Annotated in this window: 15 protein-coding genes; 11 read left to right on the forward strand and 4 right to left on the reverse strand. The window is 44.7% G+C overall.

Annotated elements, in window-relative coordinates; all coding sequences use genetic code 11:
• Positions 1-79 precede the first annotated feature (79 nt).
• Positions 80-883 carry a putative PEP-binding protein gene (locus LRP49_RS05480; protein WP_274140780.1) on the forward strand — a complete coding sequence of 268 codons (804 nt, stop codon included), beginning with the start codon at positions 80-82 and terminating at the stop codon, positions 881-883.
• 235 nt (positions 884-1,118) lie between these two features.
• On the forward strand, positions 1,119-1,955 hold the full coding sequence (locus LRP49_RS05485; RefSeq protein ID WP_274140781.1) for a CvfB family protein: 837 nt from the start codon (positions 1,119-1,121) through the stop codon (positions 1,953-1,955).
• Positions 1,956-2,176: 221 nt separating this feature from the next.
• On the opposite strand, the gene rsmF is transcribed toward LRP49_RS05485, so the two are convergent.
• The 3 genes from rsmF to LRP49_RS05500 form a co-directional block, all read right to left on the reverse strand.
• Positions 2,177-3,604, reverse strand: a complete 1,428-nt coding sequence (gene rsmF / locus LRP49_RS05490) for a 16S rRNA (cytosine(1407)-C(5))-methyltransferase RsmF (protein ID WP_274140782.1) — start codon at positions 3,602-3,604, stop codon at positions 2,177-2,179.
• 129 nt (positions 3,605-3,733) lie between these two features.
• On the reverse strand, positions 3,734-6,358 hold the full coding sequence (locus tag LRP49_RS05495; RefSeq protein ID WP_274140783.1) for an MlaD family protein: 2,625 nt from the start codon (positions 6,356-6,358) through the stop codon (positions 3,734-3,736).
• Positions 6,342-7,562 carry a paraquat-inducible protein A gene (locus tag LRP49_RS05500; RefSeq protein ID WP_274140784.1) on the reverse strand — a complete coding sequence of 407 codons (1,221 nt, stop codon included), beginning with the start codon at positions 7,560-7,562 and terminating at the stop codon, positions 6,342-6,344. The genes LRP49_RS05495 and LRP49_RS05500 overlap by 17 nt, the downstream gene beginning before the upstream one ends.
• A gap of 372 nt (positions 7,563-7,934) precedes the next feature.
• Between LRP49_RS05500 and LRP49_RS05505 the strand changes: the two genes are divergently transcribed.
• From LRP49_RS05505 to LRP49_RS05520, 4 genes are all read left to right on the forward strand, one after another.
• Positions 7,935-8,393, forward strand: coding sequence for a GAF domain-containing protein (locus LRP49_RS05505; RefSeq protein WP_274140785.1), 459 nt, complete (start codon positions 7,935-7,937; stop codon positions 8,391-8,393).
• 114 nt (positions 8,394-8,507) lie between these two features.
• A complete protein-coding gene (proQ, locus tag LRP49_RS05510; protein ID WP_274140787.1) occupies positions 8,508-9,164 on the forward strand; it encodes an RNA chaperone ProQ in 657 nt (218 codons plus the stop codon).
• Between the two features lie 17 nt (positions 9,165-9,181).
• Positions 9,182-11,188 carry a carboxy terminal-processing peptidase gene (gene prc / locus LRP49_RS05515; protein WP_274140788.1) on the forward strand — a complete coding sequence of 669 codons (2,007 nt, stop codon included), beginning with the start codon at positions 9,182-9,184 and terminating at the stop codon, positions 11,186-11,188.
• A gap of 143 nt (positions 11,189-11,331) precedes the next feature.
• Entirely contained in the window at positions 11,332-11,997 is a 666-nt protein-coding gene (locus LRP49_RS05520) for a hypothetical protein (RefSeq protein WP_274140789.1), read from the forward strand.
• Between the two features lie 39 nt (positions 11,998-12,036).
• On the opposite strand, the gene pncB is transcribed toward LRP49_RS05520, so the two are convergent.
• Positions 12,037-13,197 (reverse strand): nicotinate phosphoribosyltransferase, encoded by a 1,161-nt coding sequence (pncB, locus tag LRP49_RS05525; protein WP_274140790.1) that lies wholly within the window; start codon positions 13,195-13,197, stop codon positions 12,037-12,039.
• A gap of 303 nt (positions 13,198-13,500) precedes the next feature.
• Here pncB and pepN point away from each other — a divergent pair, with 303 nt between their 5' ends.
• The 5 genes from pepN (at position 13,501) to LRP49_RS05550 (ending at position 23,125) form a co-directional block, all read left to right on the forward strand.
• Complete coding sequence (gene pepN / locus LRP49_RS05530) at positions 13,501-16,116, forward strand: aminopeptidase N (protein WP_274140791.1); 2,616 nt, start codon at positions 13,501-13,503, stop codon at positions 16,114-16,116.
• Between the two features lie 54 nt (positions 16,117-16,170).
• The gene (locus LRP49_RS05535) at positions 16,171-16,398 is read left to right on the forward strand and encodes a DUF2835 domain-containing protein (protein WP_274140792.1); all 228 of its coding nucleotides are present in this window, start codon (positions 16,171-16,173) and stop codon (positions 16,396-16,398) included.
• Between the two features lie 155 nt (positions 16,399-16,553).
• Positions 16,554-21,371 (forward strand): NAD-glutamate dehydrogenase, encoded by a 4,818-nt coding sequence (locus LRP49_RS05540; RefSeq protein WP_274140793.1) that lies wholly within the window; start codon positions 16,554-16,556, stop codon positions 21,369-21,371.
• 59 nt (positions 21,372-21,430) lie between these two features.
• On the forward strand, positions 21,431-22,441 hold the full coding sequence (pyrD, locus tag LRP49_RS05545) for a quinone-dependent dihydroorotate dehydrogenase (RefSeq protein ID WP_274140794.1): 1,011 nt from the start codon (positions 21,431-21,433) through the stop codon (positions 22,439-22,441).
• Between the two features lie 135 nt (positions 22,442-22,576).
• Positions 22,577-23,125: a cell division protein ZapC gene (locus LRP49_RS05550; RefSeq protein WP_274140795.1), complete on the forward strand. Its 549-nt coding sequence runs from the start codon at positions 22,577-22,579 to the stop codon at positions 23,123-23,125.
• The last annotated feature ends 701 nt before the right edge of the window (positions 23,126-23,826 follow it).

A 23,826-nucleotide genomic window follows, 5' to 3' on the forward strand; every position in this document is an offset into this window, starting at 1 on the left:
ATGAGCCTTATATACCCAAGCATCGTTAGGTTGATTGGGTATAGGTATGTCTGTTTTTTCTAAGTAGTTTTGGTGCGTTATGTCTCAAATGGATTTGAATTCTTCACTCTTGCTCAAGCACTCATCCCAGTTGGATGCTGCAGAAGCAAATATTGGGCTAGTCGCACTCGCGGGGCTCTATCAAGAGCTCGTTGGTGAGCACCCATCTGTCCTTTCAGATACGGAAAGTGCAGTGAATCGACTGGTAGAAGCGTTAGATAAGGCGAGCAAAGCAAACGGTGGTAGGGCACTGCGCATTTTACTCAATGATGAAGGTGCCTTGTATTTTAGCGCGTTAAAAGGCGGTGAGGTCGAGCCAGCGGAAGCCAATCCAGCGATGGGCTTGCGTGGTGTTTCTCGTTTTGCTAGTCAGGTTGGTAAGCCTGGTTTTATTTTCGAGTGCAACGTATTGAAATCGGCCATCGAAGATAAAAACATCGCCATTGAAATTGTGGTCCCTTTTATCCGCACGTCCAGTGAAGCCGCAACCATGATCGATCTGTTGGCAGAGCAAGGGCTTTGCCGCGGCGCGAAAGGGCTTAAAGTCTTGCTTGCATGTCAACTACCGTCTAACGCATTACTCGCAGAGTCGTTGTTGGCGTACTTTGATGGCGTGATCATTGATGTTGATTGCCTCGCCAGCTTTACGTTGGGCGTTGACTTCGACTGCACAGCATTGCCTTATATCTTCACAAAGCACAATGAAGCGGTACGTGGTTTGATTTTAGATACCATCAAGAAAACGCAATCCTCTGAAAAGCCGGTGTTAGTGTTGTTAAATGAGCAGGATAAAAAAGTGATCGAACTCGTTGATGGTGCTGGTGTAGAGCTGATTTTTAAGTAATCGCACCAAACACAGTCTTAACCGTTCAAGCACCACCCGTTAAAGCGCCACGTAGATGTGGCGTTTTTTGTTTTTCAGGCTGTAAATGAAAGCGAAAGCCGATGTCTTGACACTGTTTGGGTTTTAAAAGGAACAATAAAAAGACAATCGGACATGAGTTTATAAATTACTGCAACGCTCTTTGCGTAAATCTCGTATACTGCGCCTAATTAAAAAAGAGTGAGTAAAAAGGTCAATGATTAAGATCGGTCAGGTGAACACCCTAACAGTGGTCAAAGAAGTAGAATTTGGCGTCTTTGTTGACGGTGGTCGTGAGTACGGCAATATTCTTTTGCCAAAACGCTATGTGCCAAAAGGAACACTGCTAGGTGACGAAATCTCTGTGTTCATTTATTTCGACTCTGAAGACAACATCATTGCGACAACAGAAAAGCCACTGGCTGAGGTTGGACAGTTTGCTAAGTTAAACTGTGTCAGCGCGAGCCGTATTGGCGCATTCCTAAACTGGGGACTACCAAAAGACTTGCTAGTACCGTTCAGTGAACAGCGAATGCGTATGCAGGAAGGCAACTCCTATCTTGTATACCTCTATCTTGATAACGCGTCTGGTCGTATTGTTGGCTCAACCAAATTCAACAAATTCTTGGATAAAACGCCAGCTCGCTATCAGAAAGGTGAGCAAGTAAATATCACTGTTGTTGAAGAAACAGAACTGGGCTACAAATGTGCAGTGAACGATATGCACTGGGGCTTGCTGTTTAAAACTGAAGCGTTTGGTAAGTTGTTCGTCGGTAAGAATCTGAAAGCGTACATCAAGCAAATGCGTGAAGACGGAAAAATTGACCTTGCGTTGCAAAAGCTAGGTAAAGGTAAAGTCGACGATCTTGCGGATAAAGTTATCCATACGCTTGAATTGAAAGGTGGATTCCTTCCTGTCAATGATAAGAGCAGTCCTGCACAGATCTTTGATCTTTTCCGTACAAGTAAAGCGACGTTTAAGAAAACGATTGGTGGCTTATATAAAGAGCGCCGCATTCGAATTGAAAGAGATGGTATTTACTTGATTAAGTAATCTCACAATGAAGAGGCTGCCGATGGCGGCCTTTTTTGTGACTGTTTGACACGGTAGAAAGTAACCAATAAAAAGAGCCCGGAACGATTCCTGTTCCGGGCTTAGGGGAATGGCTCGTAAGAGCCTTGCGCTAACTGGTTTAAATGGAGATTTGTAGCACTTCAAACTTTAGTTGGCGCAAGATGGTAGGGGCGTTTCAAGCATGAGACTTTTAAAATCAATCATGCAATAAAGAGGTTTACGTCCCTAACTAGCTCTCTCGGAAGGCCATTTTTAATTCTATTGCCAACCCACTTGCCAATTCCGATTGGTTGACGGCGGTAGCAGACAATGACTTCACCTTTGGTCGGCGTTATTTGTGGTCGAACATCTCGTCCCATATACCATTCTTTAGCATCTTCCGCTGTTAGCTCGATGCAGTTTGACTCTTTACCTGTGGCCAGAGCCATCACCGTTTCATGCTGCCATCGGAAACCGTTTTTATGTGTTTCAGCAAGCTTCAAACCAATGCGGTCAAATTTAATTTCAGGCAGTATGCCTTCGATAGCTTCTGGGAATAACCAGACTTCTTTATCACGATTCCACACACTTGAAGTGTCTGGGATTGTAAGCTGCAGGCTCTCTTTCAGTGCCTTAGCGACCGTGTCAGCGTCTTTTGCTCCCGCTTTTTTGAAAGGGAAGTTGCGAGGGCGTTTTTTAACCATCTCACTGCCAACGCTTTTCGTCTTTCTAATACGCGCAACGAAGAAACCTTCACTGTCAAAAATCTGTGGGAATACATGCAAGAAGCCTTCTTCTGTGCATGCTTCACCTGCATTCTCGAACAGATGGTTGAGCGGTTCAAATTCAACAGCATCACCAAACAGCGTTTTTATGTGGTGGCAAACATCCTGGTTTTCTTCTCTGCTCAATGTGCAGGTGGAATACACCATTACACCGCCAGGTTTCAGTGCATGAAATGCACTTTCAATCAGGTCTTTTTGCGTGTTGGCAATGTCATAAATTGACTCAAGGCTCCAATTTGCAAATGCATCGGCGTCTTTTCTTATGGTTCCTTCGCCAGAGCAGGGCGCATCGAGCAAGATCGCATCAAACGTTTCTGGCAACCAACCACCAAATACGCGCGCATCAAAGTTTGTGAGGGCCGAGTTGTAGACGCCACAACGAAGTAAATTGGCATGAAGCACTTTTACGCGGCTAGCCGAATATTCGTTGGCAACCAATACCCCACGATTGTTAATAGCGGCAGCGATTTGGGTGGTTTTTGACCCTGGAGCCGCGGCCATATCTAACACACGCTCCAATTCACGGTCTTCTTCTAACAATGCTGTGACGGGCAGCATAGAGCTTGCTTCTTGGATGTAGAAAAGCCCAGACATATGCTCTGCGGTGTTACCTAGCGGCACAGAGTCGTCTTCTTCATCAATCCAAAAGCCTGTCTCGCACCAAGGAACAGGGGATAAGGTCCAGCCTTTTTCCGCAGCTCGTTCTTTGAAATCTTCAATAGAGACTTTAAGCGTGTTAACGCGGATGCTACGACGCAGTGGACGTTTGCATGCGTCTATAAAATCGCTCATCGATAAGTGTGAAGGCAGGGTTTGTTCCATATGCTTTAGGAACAACTCGGGAAAGACGATATTTGGATGCACCTGGAAGGTCTCGCATGAAGTTCTAGTGAACCGCGAAGTTTATAACGTTACACAGAGCTCTACAAGGCGCGGCACAGATACAAAAAAGGCGTTTTGATGTAATCAAAACGCCTTTTAGCGTGGACTTTATTAGTAAGAAGGAATTGCCGTGCGCCAAAGCTCCCATTCATCTTTTGGAGAGTTATGAAGCAAGAAGTGCTGGTCAGAGCGAGCAGGCTTAGCAAGTTCCACCCCTTCTGGGGTAGCAAAGGCAATGCCACCTTTGATCACACTTTCAAGTGTACCGCTTTTCACTGTGGCACCTGTCAAACCAATGGAGACATCAATCCCCGAGTCGTTCCAGAACACAGTGTTTTGGCGGACGAGGTGTTTGTAATCATCACTGACCTTAATTTCAATGAGGACGCGGTCGGCAAAACGACCCAGACGCACATCGGTTACTGAGCCAACTTCAAAATCTCGGAACAGGATAGGCGTGCCCACAGCGACGGAGCCTCGGGTTTCACTTTCTAGCACAATGGTAAGTCCGCCCGCATATTCAGCAGCATTGTGCAGTGTGAACGCTTGGCGTTTAGCCCCCTTACCCGGTACAACGGAAATATAGGCACCAAATAGTGAATCCAGATTTTCTGTTTTGGTCAGACTCAACGTGGGCTGAGCGACCCAGAAATAGCTCGTGGCCTTCGCGAGTTGAGCCGCGTATTCCGGATAGATGATGGCTGAAACGACAACACCATCTGTGTCAAAGTCAGGCTTAAGTTGAGTGACTTCACCCACATTGACGCCTTGATAGCGAATGTTGCTGCCTTGGCTGAGTCCATTTGCTGCAGTTGATGAGAAAGTAATGGCGAGGCCAAAGTTCTGTGCTGCACTCAAGCTATCATAAAGAATCCAATCTCGGCCTTGTTTGTTGTCGATGCCTTTAATGTCACCAAACGCAATACCGCCAGCAACAATCGATTTAAACGACCCCGTATTTACCTCAACACCGGATAAGCCCGCTTTGATATCAATACCTGATTGATTCCAGAAAACAGTGTTTGGATTGATAAGGTGCTTGTAGCGATTCTCGACCTGCACGACGACTTCAACGCGGTTTTTCATGAGCGAAAATCGAGAGACTTTGCCGACTTCGAAGTTCTTATACATAACAGGGCTTCCTTCAGAAACAGAAGGGAGCTTGTTTGCAATCAGCTTGAACTCAGTGACACCGCGCTCGGCATCTTTCGCATTGCGGGCTTGGATTTCCGATTTAAATAGGTAGTAGCTATCGGCGACGCCATCACTTCCTTCGCTAGTAAAGCTGATCGCAGGGTCGGCGATTTGGGAAAAAGCAGGTACTGCAAACTCTACACCTTTAGAGGAGATTTGCCCCGTTATGCCACCGACTATGAAGAAGCGAGATTTGTCTCTAACCAAGTGTTTGTTCTTTGGATAAATAACTAACTCAAGCTGAACCTTATCTGGGCTCAGGGTGGTAGAGTTAATAAAACCGACTTGCAGGCCGCGATAAAGGACTTTGGTGTTCTTTGCTAATCCCCAAGAGCTTTCCGCATCAAGCGTCACTTTGAGCGAATTTGGGTCGTCAGCAATGAGGGATTCCTTTGTCTTAGCCGTGAACTCACGTTCATCGTCCCCTTTACCAGGACGAAGGGTGAGTGTATTGCCCGTAAACAGATTCCCTAAGTTTTTAAAACCACTAAGGTTAATCTGCGGCTTTTCAATCAGAAACTCACTGCCGCTTTTCAGCATCCATGCCATTTCTGGATTGATATTGGCGGTTGCTACCGTCCCTGAGAAGGAATTATTGAAATCGATCCCGTTTAATCGTCCGACTTCTAAACCTTGGTAGAGAATAGCGGATTGGGCGTTGCGAATTCCATGCTCTGGCGGCAGGTTCAGTGTGACGGTAATGCCACGGTCGGTATCGTTAATTGACTTGTGAAGCGTATAAGTGTCTAGCTCGTCCGCGGGTTTACTGTCTTTAGGGGAATCAAACGCGATTCCGCCTGCGATAACGGAAGCGAGATTTTCAACGTTAATATCAACGCCACTAAGACTGATGTCGGCATTGATACCGCTGACATTCCAAAACTTCGTCGCTTTAGTCACGAGTTGTGCGTGCTCTTTTTTGACTTTAAGTGACAATGTCACGCCACTTTTGTCTTTGTTTAGCTTGTAGTCGTACACTTCGCCAACGAGGATCTTCTTAAAGTAGACGCCAGAGCCTATGCTGAGCGAGCCTAAGTCAGGGGCTTCCAGTTGAATGTGAAGGCTGTCGTCATCAAAAGCATCTTTCGGCGCTTCATCGGCTGCGATAAAGGTCGTTCGTTCTTCACCCGAGCCCGGTTGAACGGCAATGTAGTTGCCTGACACAAGTGCATCAAGGCCACTTATGCCCGTGATAGATGCCTTAGGACGAACTACCCAAAATACCGTATTCTGGCGCAAAATCTTAGTTGCTTCTGGGTAAATGTCAGCTTCAGCGTAGATACTTTTAAGATCGTCTGACAGTGTCACACGGCGAATCATACCGACCTCCAAGCCCTGATAACGAATGGTGGTCCGTCCGGCTTGAATGCCTTGTGCATCAGTGAAATAGATTTGAATACGCTCGCCAGCCTCACTAACGGAACGATAAAGTAGCCAACCAGCCAAAATGAATGCGAGAAGGGTAAAAATCCAAAGTGGCGAAATACCACGATCCTTTTTAATGGTTGGCTCAGTCACTTGAGAATCATTTACGTTGCTCATACTTGTCCCAAATAAGTCGAGAATCTAGGCTTTCTGCTGAAATCATTGTTAACACGACAACTAATCCGAAAGCAATGGCACCGGGGCCCGGTGTGAAATCAAGAAGGTTACCTCGGTCAATCAATGACACCATGATGGCGATCACGCATAAGTCCATCATTGACCATTTTCCTATCCATTTTACGAATCGATAGAGTTTCATGCGCTGACTACGTCCTGTCTCCACTTTAAAATGGATGCAAATCAGTATGTAAGCGAGGGAGATAATCTTCGCCACCGGTACGATAATACTGGCGGTAAAAATGATAATGGCGATGCCGTACATGCCAGTTTTGATCAATGAGGCGACGCCGGAGAATATGGTGTCTTCTAGCCGTTTACCGTTCGTGATTAGAATCGAGATAGGGTAGAAGTTAGCGGGAAAGATAAAAACGACGGCGGCAAGTAACGATGCCCACGTTTTTTGGATACTTTGGTAACGCCTCAGCGCGAGTCGGGCACCACAGCGGTTGCATTGCGAGTGTGAGTCACATTGTGTCAGTCCACAATGGCTACAACTGATCACCGAGCCTACCGCCTCGTCGCTTTCCGTATCTAAACTGGTTTCCTGTTTACACTTTTCACTGTAAGCATCCCAATAGCGTTTTGGTGATACGCGAGAAAGTAAAATAGCCATGAGCACTTGCAGTATCACGAAGCTAAACAAGCCTTGCCCCACCATGATGTCGGCATAGTCACGTACTTTAAACGCCGCGATGGCGAGACTGACAAGGAACACATCAATCATCACCCAGTGCCTGGCGACTTTAATGACGTAAGTGGCATAGTAAAGTGCTTTCACATTAAGAAAGCGAAGGGACCAGTGAGACGCGAAAATCGCCAGCAGATATATCAGCGGACAAAACGCAGTGCAGAAGATGACGAGCGCGCCAACGAACGGGAATGTGTTAAGAAGTGTTATCGCACCGCTTGTGACTGTCGTCGATATCTTAACAGCAAATAATTCGATGATAATAAGCGGGTAGACTTGCGCAGGGATGAGCAAAGCAAATGCTGCGAGAGCAATCGCAAGTTCACCGGAAAGCGTGATTGAAGAACGTTTGATAACTCTTGTGCCGCATTTTGGGCAGCATGCACTTTGGCCAGTTGAAACCGGAATGTTCTTCAACAGGAGATCGCAAGACGTGCATCTTAGGACGTGCATATTCTAAACCTTGCAAAGATTGCATGCTGACCTTTAACAGTTTACATCTCTTGTAGAGAGAACTAGAGAGAATGTCTTAGGGTCTAGATAAATCGGGTGGTAGCCAATCTTATGACTCATCCACAAGACCAAAATCCAATTAGGCAGACATGCTTGCTATACATTGACAGGTATCTTAATCAAACTGCTAGTTTTAAACACCTTTTTTCATCGGTTTAGTCACTAGACCTAAAAAAGAAAATCACTTTTTCACCAGAGGTGAACAAAAGGCAATCAAAGCGCACATAAAATGGTCATGATTCTAAGGCAGCATTGAATAAAAAGCGCATCCGTTTTATGGTTGCATTCGATTTATATGGAAGCAGTAACACCATGGAAAATAAAGCCGAATTTTATTCATTACTCACTCGCCAAGCCGTTGCATTGGTTGAAGGAGAGCGAAACTTAATTGCAAACCTAGCAAATGTTAGCGCGTTGCTGTTTCAAGCGTTGCCAGATATCAACTGGTCTGGCTTTTATTTGGATGATGGTGAAATGTTGGTTCTTGGACCATTCCAAGGAAAACCAGCCTGCGTGCGGATTCCTTACGAAAAGGGGGTGTGCGGAAGTGCGTTTACCCATAAAAATGTCGTAAGAGTCGAAGATGTTCATCAATTTGAAGGGCATATCGCATGTGATGCAGCCAGTAATTCAGAAATTGTTTTACCTTTAATCGTGAAAGGTAAAATTGTCGGCGTGCTGGACATAGATTCACCAAATTTAGCAAGATTCGATCAAGATGATGAAACGGGTCTCACTTTATTGGTCAATGAATTGCAAAAACACCTCTAAATTTAAGCTTCTTTGTGGTTTTTCACAGAGAGGTATCTATAATACGCAGCACTTAATTTGTTAACCCGTACACTCTCTATTGTGCGCTAGTAACACAAAGAGACAGGAAGAAAGATGGAAAACACTGAAAAACTGGCCAACAGCAAGCAAGTTATCGCCTACATTGCTGAACTTTTCCCGCAATGCTTCACACTGGAAGGTGAAGCCCGTCCTCTGAAGATCGGCATTTTTCAAGACTTGGCTAACCGCCTTGCTGATGATCCTAAAGTAAGTAAAACGCAACTGCGCGCAGCACTACGCCAGTATACTTCTTCTTGGCGTTACCTATATGGTGCGAAAACGGGCGCGATCCGTGTCGACCTAGATGGCAATGACTGTGGAGAGCTTGAGCAAGAGCATATTGACCATGCTCAAACTGCGCTGGCAGAAAGCAAAGCGCGCGCAAGCGAACGCCGTAAAGAGCAAGCAGCTAAAAACGGTGACAAAAAGCCTGGCGCGAAAGCGAAAAGAGCACCAAAAGCAAATAAATCAACAGCTAACCCTTCAAAATCTCGACCAGCTAAGGCAAAGAATACTAAGCTAGATAATAAGCCTGCTGAACCACGTCGTGAACTCAAGGCTGAAGACATTGTCGTAGGTAAAGACGTAAACGTAAATATGGGCAATGGCAACATGCCTGCTACGATTGTAGAACTTAACAAGGACGAGGTACGCGTTCGTTTGAGCAATGGCCTGACCATGCTAGTGAAAGCGGAGCACCTAAGTTCATAAAGGAGAAACCTCGACGCATGATCTGTCGATTCCGCTTTTCCGCGATTGCTGCTAGCTTAATGCTAGCGGCATCCGCCCAGGCCTTCGAGGCCAAATTTGACGCTGCTGATATTCCTACGCTGGTTTCTGAACCTCAGCATCAAACAGCGAGTAAACGAATTACTCGTCGTTTTGAAAAATCTCACTATAAGCAATTCTTGCTTGACGACGAATTCTCTTCAGAAGTTTTTGAACGCTACTTAGAAACACTTGATTTCAATCGACTGTTTTTTACTCAAAAAGACATCGATGAACTCTCAAAGTGGCAACTTCAGATTGATGATCAACTTCGCTCTGGTGATACAACAGCGGCTTTCGATATTTTCAACAAGTCTCTTCAACAACGTTTTGACCGTTATCAGTATGCGTTAGCACTGCTAGATAATGAGATCACATTCGACGCAGAAGAAAACATGCTTATCGACAGAAGCGAGCAACCGTGGGCGAAAGATAAAGCAGAGCTGAACGAACTGTGGCGCAAACGCGTTAAGAATGATGCATTGAACTTGAAGCTGGCTGGCAAAGAGTGGCCTGACATTCAAGAAACGTTGTCAAAACGATACAATAATGCCATTAAGCGTTTGACGCAAACGAAGAGTGAAGATGCATTTCAATTGTACTTGAATGCGTTTTCTCGCGAAGTTGACCCGCACACAAGTTATCTTTCTCCGCGCAATGCAGAACAATTCCAGTCAGAGATGAACCTTTCTCTGGAGGGGATCGGTGCAGTGCTTCAAGTCGAAGATGATTTCACTGTGATTCGCTCTCTTGTTGCTGGCGGTCCTGCTTCAAAGTCGAAAAAACTGGCACCAGGTGATCGCATCATCGGCGTGGCCCAAGACAGAGACAAAGTAGTTGATGTCATAGGTTGGCGTTTAGATGACGTTGTTCAGCTGATAAAGGGCCCGAAAGGGAGTACGGTGAAACTAGAGATCTTGCCTGAAGGTGCAAATTCTAAGAGTTACACTGTCACCTTGGTGCGAGACAAAATTCGATTAGAAGATCGCGCAGTTAAATCTGAAGTTATTGAAGAGGGCAACGCCAAGATTGGTGTTATCTCTGTCCCTAGCTTCTATGTTGGTTTAGCTGAAGATACGAAAAAAGAAATCGCTAACCTTAAGAAAGACAAGGTTAGCGGTATTGTCATTGATCTTCGTAATAACGGTGGCGGTGCGTTAAGTGAAGCGTCCGCACTAACAGGTCTGTTCATTGAGAGTGGTCCTGTTGTGCAAGTTAGAGATAGCTACGGACGTGTCAAAGTAAATAGCGATAGTGATAACGCGATTTACTACGACGGCCCTTTAACTGTTTTGATCAATCGTTACTCTGCGTCGGCGTCTGAGATTTTTGCTGCTGCACTGCAAGACTATGGCCGGGCAGTGATTCTTGGTGAACAGTCGTTTGGTAAAGGAACGGTTCAACAACATCGTTCGTTGAATCATATCTATGACCTTTTTGATAAACCATTAGGTCATGTTCAGTACACAATTCAGAAGTTCTACCGTATTAATGGTGGGAGCACGCAACATTTGGGTGTAGTACCAGATATTGCTTTCCCAACAGCGGTTGATCCTGAAGAAACGGGCGAAAGTGTTGAAGAGAATGCACTTCCATGGGACAGCATCACACCAGCTGCTTATGAGAAAGTGAATCAATTGAGTTCTTTGGTCAAATCATTGGATGCAGAACACCAAACTCGTATCAATAAAGATCAAGAGTTTGGTTTTATTCTCGATGACATCGCAGAATACAAAGCAGTCAAAGATGACAATGACGTTTCACTGAGCGAGAAAGCGAGAATTCAAGAACGAGAAGACGCAGATAAAAAACGTCTTATTCGCTTGAATGAACGTCAAGTATCTTTAGGTCAACCACCATTTAAAACGTTGGATGATGTACCTAGTGATTATGAAGAGCCAGATGCTTATCTTGATGAAGCGGCTCTAATCACCTTAGATATGGCAACAAAGCTTAAACGCAGCTAATGTGCTGATGCAGATAAACTAAAAAGGCGAGCATAGTGCTCGCCTTTTTTCAATTGTAAAAATATCATTTTTATTATTAACAATCTCATAACCTGTGATGTTTGTCTAAAATGTAATAAGACAATACAAGTTAGGGGAAGCGTATGAAAAAATGGTATGGCCTTATCTTAGTTATCTTCTTTCTTTCAACGCCTGCAAAATCTCAAGATCTTACTCAACTTGATTTCCCATTGCTTATCGGTGACTGGTACTGGTTCAGCCCTGATCAATCCACCTCTGACTCTGGTGAAAATGCCTACAAAGCAATTAACATCTCGTTCAATTCGGATTTCCGATTTAATGTGAAATTGTTGAAGCGGGATGGAACGGTTGAAGAAGCCGTGGGTGAGTATGATCTAGATGAGTCGACACTTGTACTAAGTGACGATTTCGGAGAAACACAGCGCCATGCTTATCAACTCAATCATAACCAACTCTCTCTTCAAGGTGCGCAGTTTACAAAAGTCTTGCCCAATAACCTTTCTGGCACCTGGCATAGCAATCTGATTTCTGGCAAAGACGTTGATGAACGCGTTTCAGATCTCGCGCTGGTGCTCAGACCTGATTTCCTGTTTTCTGTCAAAGTATCGGGTGTGGAAGGGCGGTCGGTGACTCACCGTGGTGTGTACTATCTAGAAGATGATCATCTGGTTTTAATTTATCGAGGTGGTCAGCAAGATTCGGTGTTTGAGTTAGAAGCAGATACGTTAAAGCTCAGCAACAACCAGTTTGGTATGGAAGCCGTGTTAAAAAGAAACCTACGGCAGTGAAACCACGTAATAAAAAAGGACGCAAGGCGTCCTTTTTTATTAAATATTGAAAGCTTTTCTTAACTCACTTAAGTATTCATTGTCTTGGCAAATCGACTTTCCGGGTTCGTCAGAAATTTTTGCTACTGGCTTTCCGTTGCAGGTGACAAGCTTGATAACAATGTTCAGTGTTTCCACTTCAGGGAGATGGCAGGTTAGTTGCGTGCCAATCCCGAATGAGGTGTTGATACGACCGGTAAAATGCTGATGGATGTCGACAGCTTTATTAAGTGTCAAACCATCAGAGAAGATTAACACCTTGTTGAGCGGATCAATTCCAAGGTTTTCATAATGCGCAATTGCTTTTTCGCCCCAAGCGATTGGGTCACCACTGTCATGGCGCAAACCGTTGAATTGTTCGCTCAAGTGTTTATTAAAGTCATTTAAGAACGCATCCATATTGATGCAGTCGGTGAGGGCGATCCCGAGTTTGTCGGGATACTCTTGAAGCCACCGGTGCAATGCAAGTTGTTGAGAATCTGCAAGATCTCCCGCGAGTTGCTGATGCGCTTGGAACCATTCGTGTGCTTGGGTTCCGACAGCCGGAATACCATGTGTCATGGCCAACTCAAGGTTTGAGGTACCAACGAAATGTTCACAGTGCTCGACTAAGTGGGAAACAATAGCTTGATGAACCGCCTTAGAGAAACGGCGTCGTGTTCCAAAATCTACAAACTGAAAGTCTTTGCCAATATGGGCAAGTGAGAGCAACTTGTTGTCTAAAAGTTCTACTGCCTGTGAAGTCGTCGCCTGTGAATATCTCTTGTTACAGCGTAACTCGCAGATAATAGCAAGTAACGGAACTTCCCACAGGATGACATCAATCCATTTGCCTTCGATACGAATGGCAAGTTGATCATTGGCAATTGACACTGAAACGTGGTCAGCGTTTAAAGAAAAGTTTTCTAAAAAAGAGAGGTAGTCAGCTTGGTATAACCCCAACACTGACAAAAAGTTAATCTCTGGTGCGGTAAAGCGGAGGCGTGCTAACGACTGAACTTCATGTTCTATTTGTTTTTTTAGTTCAGCGAGGCTCTCATCGCTACGGCAATGAAACTCAGCAGCAACATCGACTTCCGGATAATGATGGAATATCGCTTGTTGCATATTTAGTTTGTAGGCATCCGTGTCTAATAGTGACGAAATAATTGGCTTAAGCATGCCTTAAAAAGTACCTCTGAAACGTTTTAGCTGAGATCTTCAATTTGCTACCCAAGTAATGCAACATTGAGCATAAGGGGGCAAATTTAACGCCAAATGGCGCGGTTTAGTCAACCCATTAGTACCACGATTTCTATCTGAAAATGTGGAGGGTTTGAGTTCAATTGGTTACGCCTTGTGCAGGGAGTGAGTAGCAATGCGTTATGTTTATGAGTATCTTAGGTAATTATCTCACATAATTAGCTCTCTCTGCATTTTCTTTTTGACCGAGAGCATTGGCGTGAATATTTAAAGGAAACTGTCATGGCACAACAACCTCAGGCAAAGTATCGTAAAGACTACAAGGCCCCCGATTTCACCATTACCCAAATCGATTTAGACTTTGATCTCCGAAAATCACACACCGTTGTGATTGCAAAAAGTCAGGTGAAACAACTCACTGCGGGCAGTGATACCTTAACGCTAGATGGTGAAGGACTGACACTTCGCCGTGTAGAGATAAATGGCACTGAATGGTCGAGTTTTGAAGAAGGGCCAGAAGGGCTTGTTCTGACCAATCTACCGCAACAGTTCACGCTGTTAATAGAAACTGAAATTGACCCGTCGGCGAATACATCACTGGAAGGACTCTATCTTTCAGACGGCGCATATTGTACGCAGTGTGAAGCGGAAGGTTTTCGTCGAATTACTTACTACTTAGATCGTCCAGATGTGTTGGCGAAGTTCACGACTAAAATCACCGCTGACAAATCGGCATTTCCATTCTTGCTAAGCAATGGTAATAAGGTTGGCCAAGGAGAAATTGACGGTGGTCGTCATTGGGTTCAGTGGGAAGACCCATTCGCAAAACCAAGCTACTTGTTTGCATTAGTCGCCGGTGATTTTGATTTACTACAAGATACGTTCACAACCCGAAGTGGTCGAGACGTCGCACTCGAAATCTTTGTGGATAAGGGAAATTTGGCGCGTGCTTCGCATGCAATGACGTCACTAAAACACTCGATGAAGTGGGACGAAGATCGTTTTGGTCTCGAGTACGACTTAGATATCTACATGATTGTAGCCGTTGATTTCTTCAACATGGGCGCAATGGAAAACAAAGGATTGAATGTCTTTAACTCTAAGTTTGTGTTGGCAAATTCAGATACGGCGACTGATACAGATTACTTGGGAATTGAGTCAGTCATCGGCCACGAGTATTTCCATAACTGGACGGGTAACCGAGTTACGTGTCGAGACTGGTTCCAGTTAAGCCTAAAGGAAGGTCTGACTGTTTTCCGCGATCAAGAATTTTCTTCTGACCTTGGCTCAAGAGCAGTTAACCGAATCAACAATGTACGCATCATGCGCGGTCCTCAATTTGCTGAAGATTGTAGCCCGATGGCACACCCAATTCGACCTGAAAAAGTCATAGAGATGAATAACTTCTATACGCTGACGGTGTATGAAAAGGGCAGTGAAGTTATTCGAATGATGCATACGCTTTTAGGCGAAACAAATTTCCAAAAAGGCATGAAGCTATACTTCGAACGTCATGATGGAACCGCTGCGACCTGCGAAGATTTTGTCAAGGCGATGGAAGATGCATCTGGAACTGACCTTGGCCAGTTCCGATTATGGTATAGCCAGTCGGGAACACCAGAGTTAACCGTTTCTTCGGCCTACGATATTGAACAAAAAACACTGACGCTGACGGTTAATCAAACGACGCGACCAACAGCAGATCAAAAAGAGAAGGCCCCTCTATTAATTCCATTCGACATAGAGCTATATGGTGAAGACGGCAGCGTTATTGAGTTACAGTGTAACAATGAAAAAGTAGAGAACGTTCTGCATGTGAATCAAGAAACGCAGGAGTTTGTGTTCGAAAACGTTAACGAGAAACCGGTTATTTCGATGTTGCGTGAGTTTTCTGCTCCCGTAAAACTGACGTTTGAGTACACGGATGAAGAGTTAGTATTTTTGATGGTGCATGCCAGAAACGAATTTGCGCGTTGGGATGCAGGTCAGATGCTCTTGGCTAAACACATCAAACAAAATGTTGCGCGCATCCAAAAGGGTGAAGCGTTTGTTCTGCCTGGAGATGTTGTTGATGCATTTCGTGGTGTACTGCTTGATGGCTCTCTTGACGTTGCACTTATCGCAGAAATTCTGACGCTACCAAGCGAGAATGAAATTGGTGGTTGGTTTGAAGAAGTGGATGTGGATGCGATCAATCAAGTACGAAGTGCGATCAAACAAAGACTGGCCGTTGATCTATGTGATGAATTGAGTGCCGTCTACCATACATTACACCAAGGCGAATATACGATTGAGCATGAAGCCATTGGAAAGCGCAGTCTTCGCAATGTTTGCTTGGGCTATTTGGCGCAACTAGACAATGGTGATGCACTTGTACGTGAGCACTTTAATGTCGCAAACAATATGACAGATACAGCGGCCGCCTTAGCCGCTGCGAACCATGCAGAACTGCCTGCACGTGCCGAACTGATGAAGATATTTAGTGACAAGTGGACACATGATGGCCTGGTGATGGACAAATGGTTTATGCTTCAGGGCTGCAATCCCGCTGTCGGTGCATTGGCGAATGTGAAAGCGCAAATGTCGCATCCTGCGTTTAGTTTAAAAAACCCAAACCGTACACGTTCTCTGGTAGGGGCATTCTGTAATAACAACCCACTGCATTTCCACGCAAAAGACGGCTCGGGTTATGAATTCCTTACTGACATCCTTATTCAGTTGAATGCATCTAACCCGCAAGTTGCGTCTCGTTTGATTGATCCACTGCTTAAGTTCGGACGGTTTGACAAAGATCGTCAGGCGTTGATGCGTCAGTCTCTTGAGCGCTTAGCCGCACTCGACGATCTTGCGAAAGATCTTTATGAAAAAATTAACAAGGCGTTGGATGCCACATCTTGATTAATTTCTGGAATTAAGTAATTTAAAAGCCGTCTTCAATAGGGCGGCTTTTTTATGAACTCAAGTGTCTATTACTTTTCCGTTGATATTTCTTACCACATTTTTCAGCAACACTATGCCGGTGTAGCAGCCAATGTTGTGGTTACGACAGATAATGGGTTAACTCTCCAGCTTCCGGCCTCTAGACTGCGTCCATATTTAAGTCAACTGGGTGTAAAAGGGAGATTTCGTCTGATTGTGGATGAAAATAACCGTTTTACGTCACTCGACAAAATGGTTTAAACCGTACGTCAATCACATATCTAAAAACTCCTGCCGGATTAACGTTTTTTAATGTAACGTTTTTATTAACAACGCCGTAAACTACTTCATAAGTCGCAAAGACTGATTAACCTCTATACTCATAGCGATTACATAAAAAATAAATGGAGTAAGCCATGACCGCGCGTGACCCTATTGTGCCGGTGTTGCTTGAGAAAGTTTATCATCTGATTGCTGAAAAACTGGATAAGAAACAACAGCCGCTCGTAGAGACTTTGGCAAAAAGGATTCTCGGACCCATTTCTGACGACGATCTTCAGGAAAGAAATGAGTCTGACCTTTATGGTGCAGTAATAAGTCTCTGGCACCACCTTAATAACTACGATCAATCCACCATCTATGTAAAAGTCTTTAACCCCACGCTCAGCGGTAATGGCTGGCAGTCCACACATACCATTGTCGAAATACTTACTCCTGATGCACCATTTTTAGTCGACTCTGTCCGTATGGCTCTGAATCGACTGGATATCGCGACGCACTTAATGCTCAATGGACCGCATCGAATTGTCAAAGACAGTAACGGTAATGTCACCGAAATCGGTGGGGACAAAGGGGAGAGGCAAACGGTCTTCCATATCGAAGTCGATAGGATGACAAATAAGAAAGAGATGTCTGCGTTAGAAAAAGAACTAATGGAGACATTAAATGACGTTGCTCTTGTCGTTAATGATTGGCAGTCGATGCAAGTGCAAGTTAAACAGATCATCGACACGCTGAAAAAAGAAAAACCTGTCGTTGAAAAAGAACGTCAGGTCGAAGCGATTGAGTTTTTAGAATGGATTGCGTCCCATAACTTTACGTTTATGGGGTACAAGTATTATGAACTGAACGCGATAGAAGGGGATCATATTTTAATCCCTTCAAAAGATCCGGGTTTAGGGTTAGCCAAGAAACTCGATTTAAAGCGTCCGGGAATGAAGCTTTCCGATATGCCTGAATCGGCACGTGCAACTGCGCTCAGAAAAGAAATTTTAATCATTAATAAAGGCAGTAGTAAGTCTCGCGTTCACCGTCCGGCATATATGGATTATATCGGTGTTAAGTGTTTTGATAAAAAGGGTAACGTTGTCGGCGAACACCGTTTCCACGGGCTCTATGCCTCGTCCGCTTATAATCAATCCACCAGCAACATTCCGGTATTACGCAACAAAGTTAATCGGATCCTCGAGATCAGTGGTTACTACGAAGGATCGCATTCGTGGAAAGCACTGGCAAACATCATTGAAAACTTCCCACGAGACGAGCTTTTCCAAGCAACTGAGATGGAAATGCTTGATATTGGTATGGGGATCGTTCAAGTACAAGATCGCGATATGCTTCGTGCGTTTGTGCGTCGTGACCCTTTCGGACGCTTCTTTTCTTGCATGGTCTATGTCGCAAGGGAGCGTTACAACACCGAGTTCCGTCGTGTGACTCAACGTATTTTGAAAAATTACTTTGGGTCTGAACAGGAAGTTGAATTTAATACCTTCTTCTCGGAAAGCCCATTGGCAAGGACTCATTACATTGTGCGTGTCGAGAATAACAATTTTGATATCGACGTGAAAAAGCTAGAGCAAAACCTCACTGAAGCGGCATCGTCTTGGGATGATCGTTTGCAAGAAGCTGTTATTGCTAACTTTGGTGAAAACAGCGGTACCCCCATTGCCAAACGTTACCTGCGTGCATTCCCACGCTCTTATAAAGAGGCAATGCTGCCGGGTTCTGCGGTTGCGGATATTGAACGTCTTGAAAACCTCAGTGAAGATAAAAAGCTCGATATGCTCTTTTATCGTCCTCAGGAAGAACCCGCGTCATCTTGTGCAGTGCGTTTGAAACTGTTCCAAAAAGATGAAGCGATACACCTGTCTGATGTGATGCCGATGCTCGAAAACCTCGGCCTTCGCGTCATTGGTGAGGCACCGTATAAAGTAGAAACAACCTCTGGCGACACATATTGGATCCTTGATTTCTCGATGCTGCACTCCGCAAGCAAGGGCTTTGACCTGTCAGAAGCGCGCGATCGTTTCCAAGAGGCGTTTGCTGGTATATGGCATGGACGTTTAGAAAGCGATGGGTTTAACCGACTTGTCCTTAATGCAGGGCTGAGTGGTAGGGAAGCGACGATTCTTCGTGCTTATGCACGCTATATGCGTCAAGTTGCGTTCCCATTTAGTCAGGCATACATTGAGGAAACACTGGCATCGCATGCCGACCTGGCGCAGTTGCTGGTTGATCTGTTTAATAAACGTTTTGACCCAGCTAAGAATAGCCAGAAAGAACAGACAAAGATCATTACTAAAATAGAGGAAGAGCTCGAGCAAGTTGAGAGTTTGGATGATGATCGTATCATTCGCCGCTATATGGAAATGATTCTAGCGACTCTGCGTACCAATTATTTCCAGACAGATGGGTCAACAGGGGCACTGAAAGATTACATTTCCTTTAAGTTGCAGCCCCAGAAAATTCCTGAAATTCCAAAACCTATCCCAGCGTTCGAGATTTTCGTTTACTCGGCGGATATTGAAGGTGTTCATCTGCGAGGCGGCAAAGTCGCACGTGGCGGATTGCGTTGGTCTGATCGCCAAGAGGATTTCCGTACAGAAGTCTTAGGTCTTGTTAAAGCGCAGCAAGTTAAGAACACAGTTATTGTTCCAGTAGGTGCAAAAGGTGGTTTTGTTTGTAAGAAACAACATCATTTGACGAATCGCGATGAAATTTTTGCGGAAGGTCAGCGTTGCTACCGTATCTTTATCAAGGGTCTGTTAGATATAACCGACAACATTGTTGAAGGCGAGTTGGCTCCGCCGCCAAGCGTTGTTAGGCATGATGAAGATGACTCGTACCTGGTTGTTGCAGCAGATAAAGGTACGGCCACCTTCTCTGATTTGGCTAACTCGGTGTCAGAAGAATACAACTTCTGGCTGGGTGATGCTTTCGCTTCGGGTGGATCTAATGGTTACGATCACAAGGCCATGGGTATCACGGCAAAAGGCGGTTGGGAGTCGGTTAAACGTCACTTCCGAGAAATTGGTATTAATTGCCAAGAAACTGACTTTACGTGTGTCGCCATCGGGGATATGGCTGGTGATGTATTTGGTAACGGCATGCTCTTGTCGAAACATATTCGACTGGTTGCGGCATTTAACCATATGCATATCTTTATTGACCCGACGCCGGATTCTGCCAAATCTTGGGTAGAAAGGGATCGACTGTTTAAACTGCCACGATCCAGTTGGGAAGATTACAACGCAAAACTGATTTCGAAAGGTGGCGGTATTTTCTCTCGTCGTTCGAAATCTATCGAACTGACACCTGAAATTCAAAAAATGCTGGGCGTGCGCAAGCAAACCATGACGCCAAATGAGTTGATCAAACAGATCTTGAAATCAAATGTGGATCTGCTTTGGAATGGCGGTATTGGTACGTATGTGAAGTCAGAGTCGGAAACGCATACTGAAGTTGGTGACCGCGCCAATGATTCACTTCGTGTTAACGGCAGTGAGTTGGGTGCAAGGATCGTTGGTGAAGGTGGCAACTTGGGCATGACTCAGCTGGCACGTATAGAGTTCGCGATGAATGGTGGCCTCGTCAACACTGACTTTATTGATAATGTTGGTGGTGTTGACTGCTCAGACAATGAAGTAAACATCAAGATCTTGCTGAACAGCTTGGTTGCAGCAGGGGATTTGACATACAAGCAGCGTAATGAATTGCTTGAGCGAATGGAAGATGAAGTGTCTGACATTGTTTTGGATGATGCATACTGCCAAAGCGAGTCGATTTCAGTCACTGCTGAGCAGCAAGTTGCATTACTCAAAGAACAAATTCGCTTTATTCATTACCTTGAAAAAGACGGTAAGTTGGACAGACAACTAGAGAACTTACCGGATGATGAAACCTTGGCAGAAAGACAACTGCACGGCAAAGGTCTGACTAGACCAGAGATTGCCGTGCTGGTGGCCTATGGGAAAATGGTGCTCAAAGAGCAACTGGTGATTGAACAAATCACGAAAGATGACCATTTTGGTAAGTTATTGCCGGATTACTTCCCAACAGAGTTACAACGTAACTACCGTGATGCTATGGAAACGCACCCTCTGAGAGGGGAAATCATAGCAACTAGCCTTGCAAATCAAATGTCTAACGACATGGGATTCAATTTCGTCACGCGTATGCAAGATGAAACTGGGGCGAGAGTCGGTGATATTGCGTCGGCCTATGCGATTGCACGTGAAGTCTTTGAGTTTGGTAAAACCTTCGAAGACATCCGCGCTCTAGATAACCAACTGCCAGCACAGGTTCAGTACGCGGTAATGTTCCGTTGTCGTCGAACGCTACGCCGGGCAACACGTTGGATCTTGCGTAATCCTATGAAGGAAAAGGGCATTGAACAATTAGTCGCTTTCTATAAGCCTGCGGTTAACAACATTGCCGATAATCTTGAGAAGTACTTGGTGCCATCTGAAATTAAAGAGCATGAGCATCAAAGTAAAGAATACATGGACAAAGGCGTACCTAAAGCGATTGCTGATAAAGTAGCCCGTCTAAGTAGTCTGTTTGCTGGCTTGGATCTAGCGCAAGTCTCTGATCAAAGCGAACAGCCGTTCGATGTGGTGGCTCGCCTTTACTTTGTCTTGGGTGATACCTTGTCCCTTCATTGGTTCCTCAAACAGATCACCAATCAGCCAGTTGAAAACCACTGGCAAGCATTAGCGCGAGCATCATTCCGAGAAGATTTGGATTGGCAGCAACGTATGTTGACCGCTCATATCTTGGAAGGAATGAAGAAAGGCGAGTCTGCAGAACTTGGTTTAGAGGCTTGGATGGTCGAACATGCAGTGAGTTTGGGGCGTTGGGAGAGCATCGTAGCCGAGTTTAAAGTCGGTACTGCGCATGAATTTGCAAAATTCTCTGTCGCATTGCGAGAACTGACGCTTTTAAATTTGAATTAAGGCCACAAACCGTTGATAATACAGCCCCGTTTATTCGGGGCTTTTTTTTTGGAGGTTACATGATGTACCGCCTCGCCAGAACGGCAATATTCCAGTTGGACCCAGAGCATGCTCATGATCTGGCAATGAAAAACTTTAAACGCTTTACTGGCACACCTCTCGATATTTTCTATCGTCAAAATCTTCCTCCTCGTCCTACTCAAGTTATGGGACTGCATTTTAAAAACCCTGTTGGTCTTGCCGCCGGTCTTGATAAAAACGGTGAATGCATTGAAGCATTTGGCGCAATGGGTTTTGGATTTATCGAAGTAGGGACCGTTACGCCTCGTCCACAAGACGGAAACGACAAACCTCGCTTGTTCCGTGTTATTCCCGCTGAAGGGATCATCAACCGAATGGGTTTCAACAACCATGGTGTTGACGCTTTAGTAGAGAACGTTAAGAAAGCGAAGTATGACGGTATTCTCGGCATTAATATCGGTAAGAACAAAGATACGCCGCTAGAAAATGGTAAAGACGACTACCTGATTTGTATGGACAAAGTGTATGACCATGCAGGTTACATTGCGGTAAATATTTCTTCGCCTAACACGCCAGGATTGCGTTCACTACAATACGGTGAAGCTCTGGACGATCTTCTTTCTTCTCTTAAAGCGCGTCAGAATGAATTGGCGGAGTCTCGCGGTAAATATGTTCCGTTGGCACTAAAAATTGCGCCTGACATGAGTGAAGAAGAGTTGGTTCAAGTTGCTGACTCCTTAGTCCGTCATGGTATCGATGGTGTTATCGCAACGAACACAACACTCGATCGCTCTTTGGTAGAAGGGATGCCTCACGCGCATGAAGCTGGTGGGTTGAGTGGCCGTCCTGTTCAAAACAAGAGCACAGAGGTCATTCGTCGTTTGCATCAAGAGCTGAATGGCAAACTTCCAATCATTGGTGTTGGTGGTATTGATTCAGTAATGTCTGCGAAAGAGAAGATGATGGCGGGTGCTGAACTTGTTCAGGTTTACTCGGGGTTCATTTACCATGGCCCTCGCTTGGTAAAAGACATCGTTAGAAATATCTGACCATAGAAATAAAAAAGCAGTCGAAAAGGGGAATTTCATTTCCCCTTTTTTTTTGTTTTTCCGCGATTAAACTTCGTAAAAGCACCTTAATTTCAGTGGTCACGGACCGATTCTCTGCAGGCGCAGGAGCGAATTATGTTGAAACCAAATAATGCATGGAAATGGTACTTCGACGAAGAAGCACAACAGCTGATGCTAGATTTGGGTAAAGATATGGTTTTCCGCGTTGCCATTGAAAAAAAGCATCTTATCCCCGATGCGTTTGTTGATAACCCATTTTCAGTCGATGACGCATCTCTCTTTCAAGTGTACAACGAAGCACTACGTGTACTACCTCTTTCTAGCCCGCGTAGGGCGGAACTGATATTAAACGCAGTGGCAGCAAACCGCTTCCATAAACCGTTACTACCAAAAAGTTGGTTTTTCAAAACGATAGGCGACCATGCTACGCCAGCTGCAGGGTCAATTGTCGAGCTGAAAACTGACTTTGGCAGTGAAGCCTTTTTGGTGATTGAAAACTCTGGTTGTGCGTCATTATGTATGCATGCAGGAGAGTCGCCTTTGGCTCTGTCAGAATCAAAACAAATGCGGTTCTGTGAAGCGATAAAAGTAATGAATGACCGACTATCAGCATATGAAGAACAATATGATAGTGGCAGTGGTCAGTATGCGTTGGTAGGCTGATACAGTAATGTATCAGCCTTATTTCTTTCTAGAGGCGGCCTGTAAACCCACATCAAAAATCGCGCAACCTATCACTCTTTAATCCCCAGAACGTCTCAAAAATCTCACCCAATTCGCTTCACAATCTCTCAAAACATATCGTAAAACCACGTATGGCGTATGCCGATTTATCGCTTCTTGTATGCTTTTTACTGTTATTCCACAGTGATGTTCGTCACATATTGGTATCTATCTTCATTTTATCTTTGTTCATTTCAACGTAAAAAAATACCAAATATCCATGTTTTTTAGAAACAAAAGGTAGCCAATTTCCGCATTTATTCATTAAAAACTCGTACTGGTATATACCAATATCCGTACGGGTGGATTGTTTCCCGTCAGGAAATCAATGATTCAGAGTGTCGACAACTTAAAAATTACATGTCTTTATTTTGTTGTATCTGTGGATAAGTGTGCGCTTACTAATTAATCGAAAAGGGCGGTGTTGTGATGGGATGAATGGAGACGGTGTCTTTATCATATGGGGATGAATTAAATGTTTCTTCTGGTAAACAAAAACTGGCGTGTGGATAAGTTATATTCAGAGTATTGAAGCGTTAATAAAACATCTTGATGGGGGTGTTTGTGTAGCAAAGAGATGACTAAGTGAAGATTAATCCCAGTAGGTAGAGCGCGGCACGGGGTTTTCGGTTATAATCGCG

The organism is Enterovibrio qingdaonensis, assembly GCF_028683135.1.
Classification (GTDB): Bacteria; Pseudomonadota; Gammaproteobacteria; order Enterobacterales; family Vibrionaceae; genus Enterovibrio; species Enterovibrio qingdaonensis.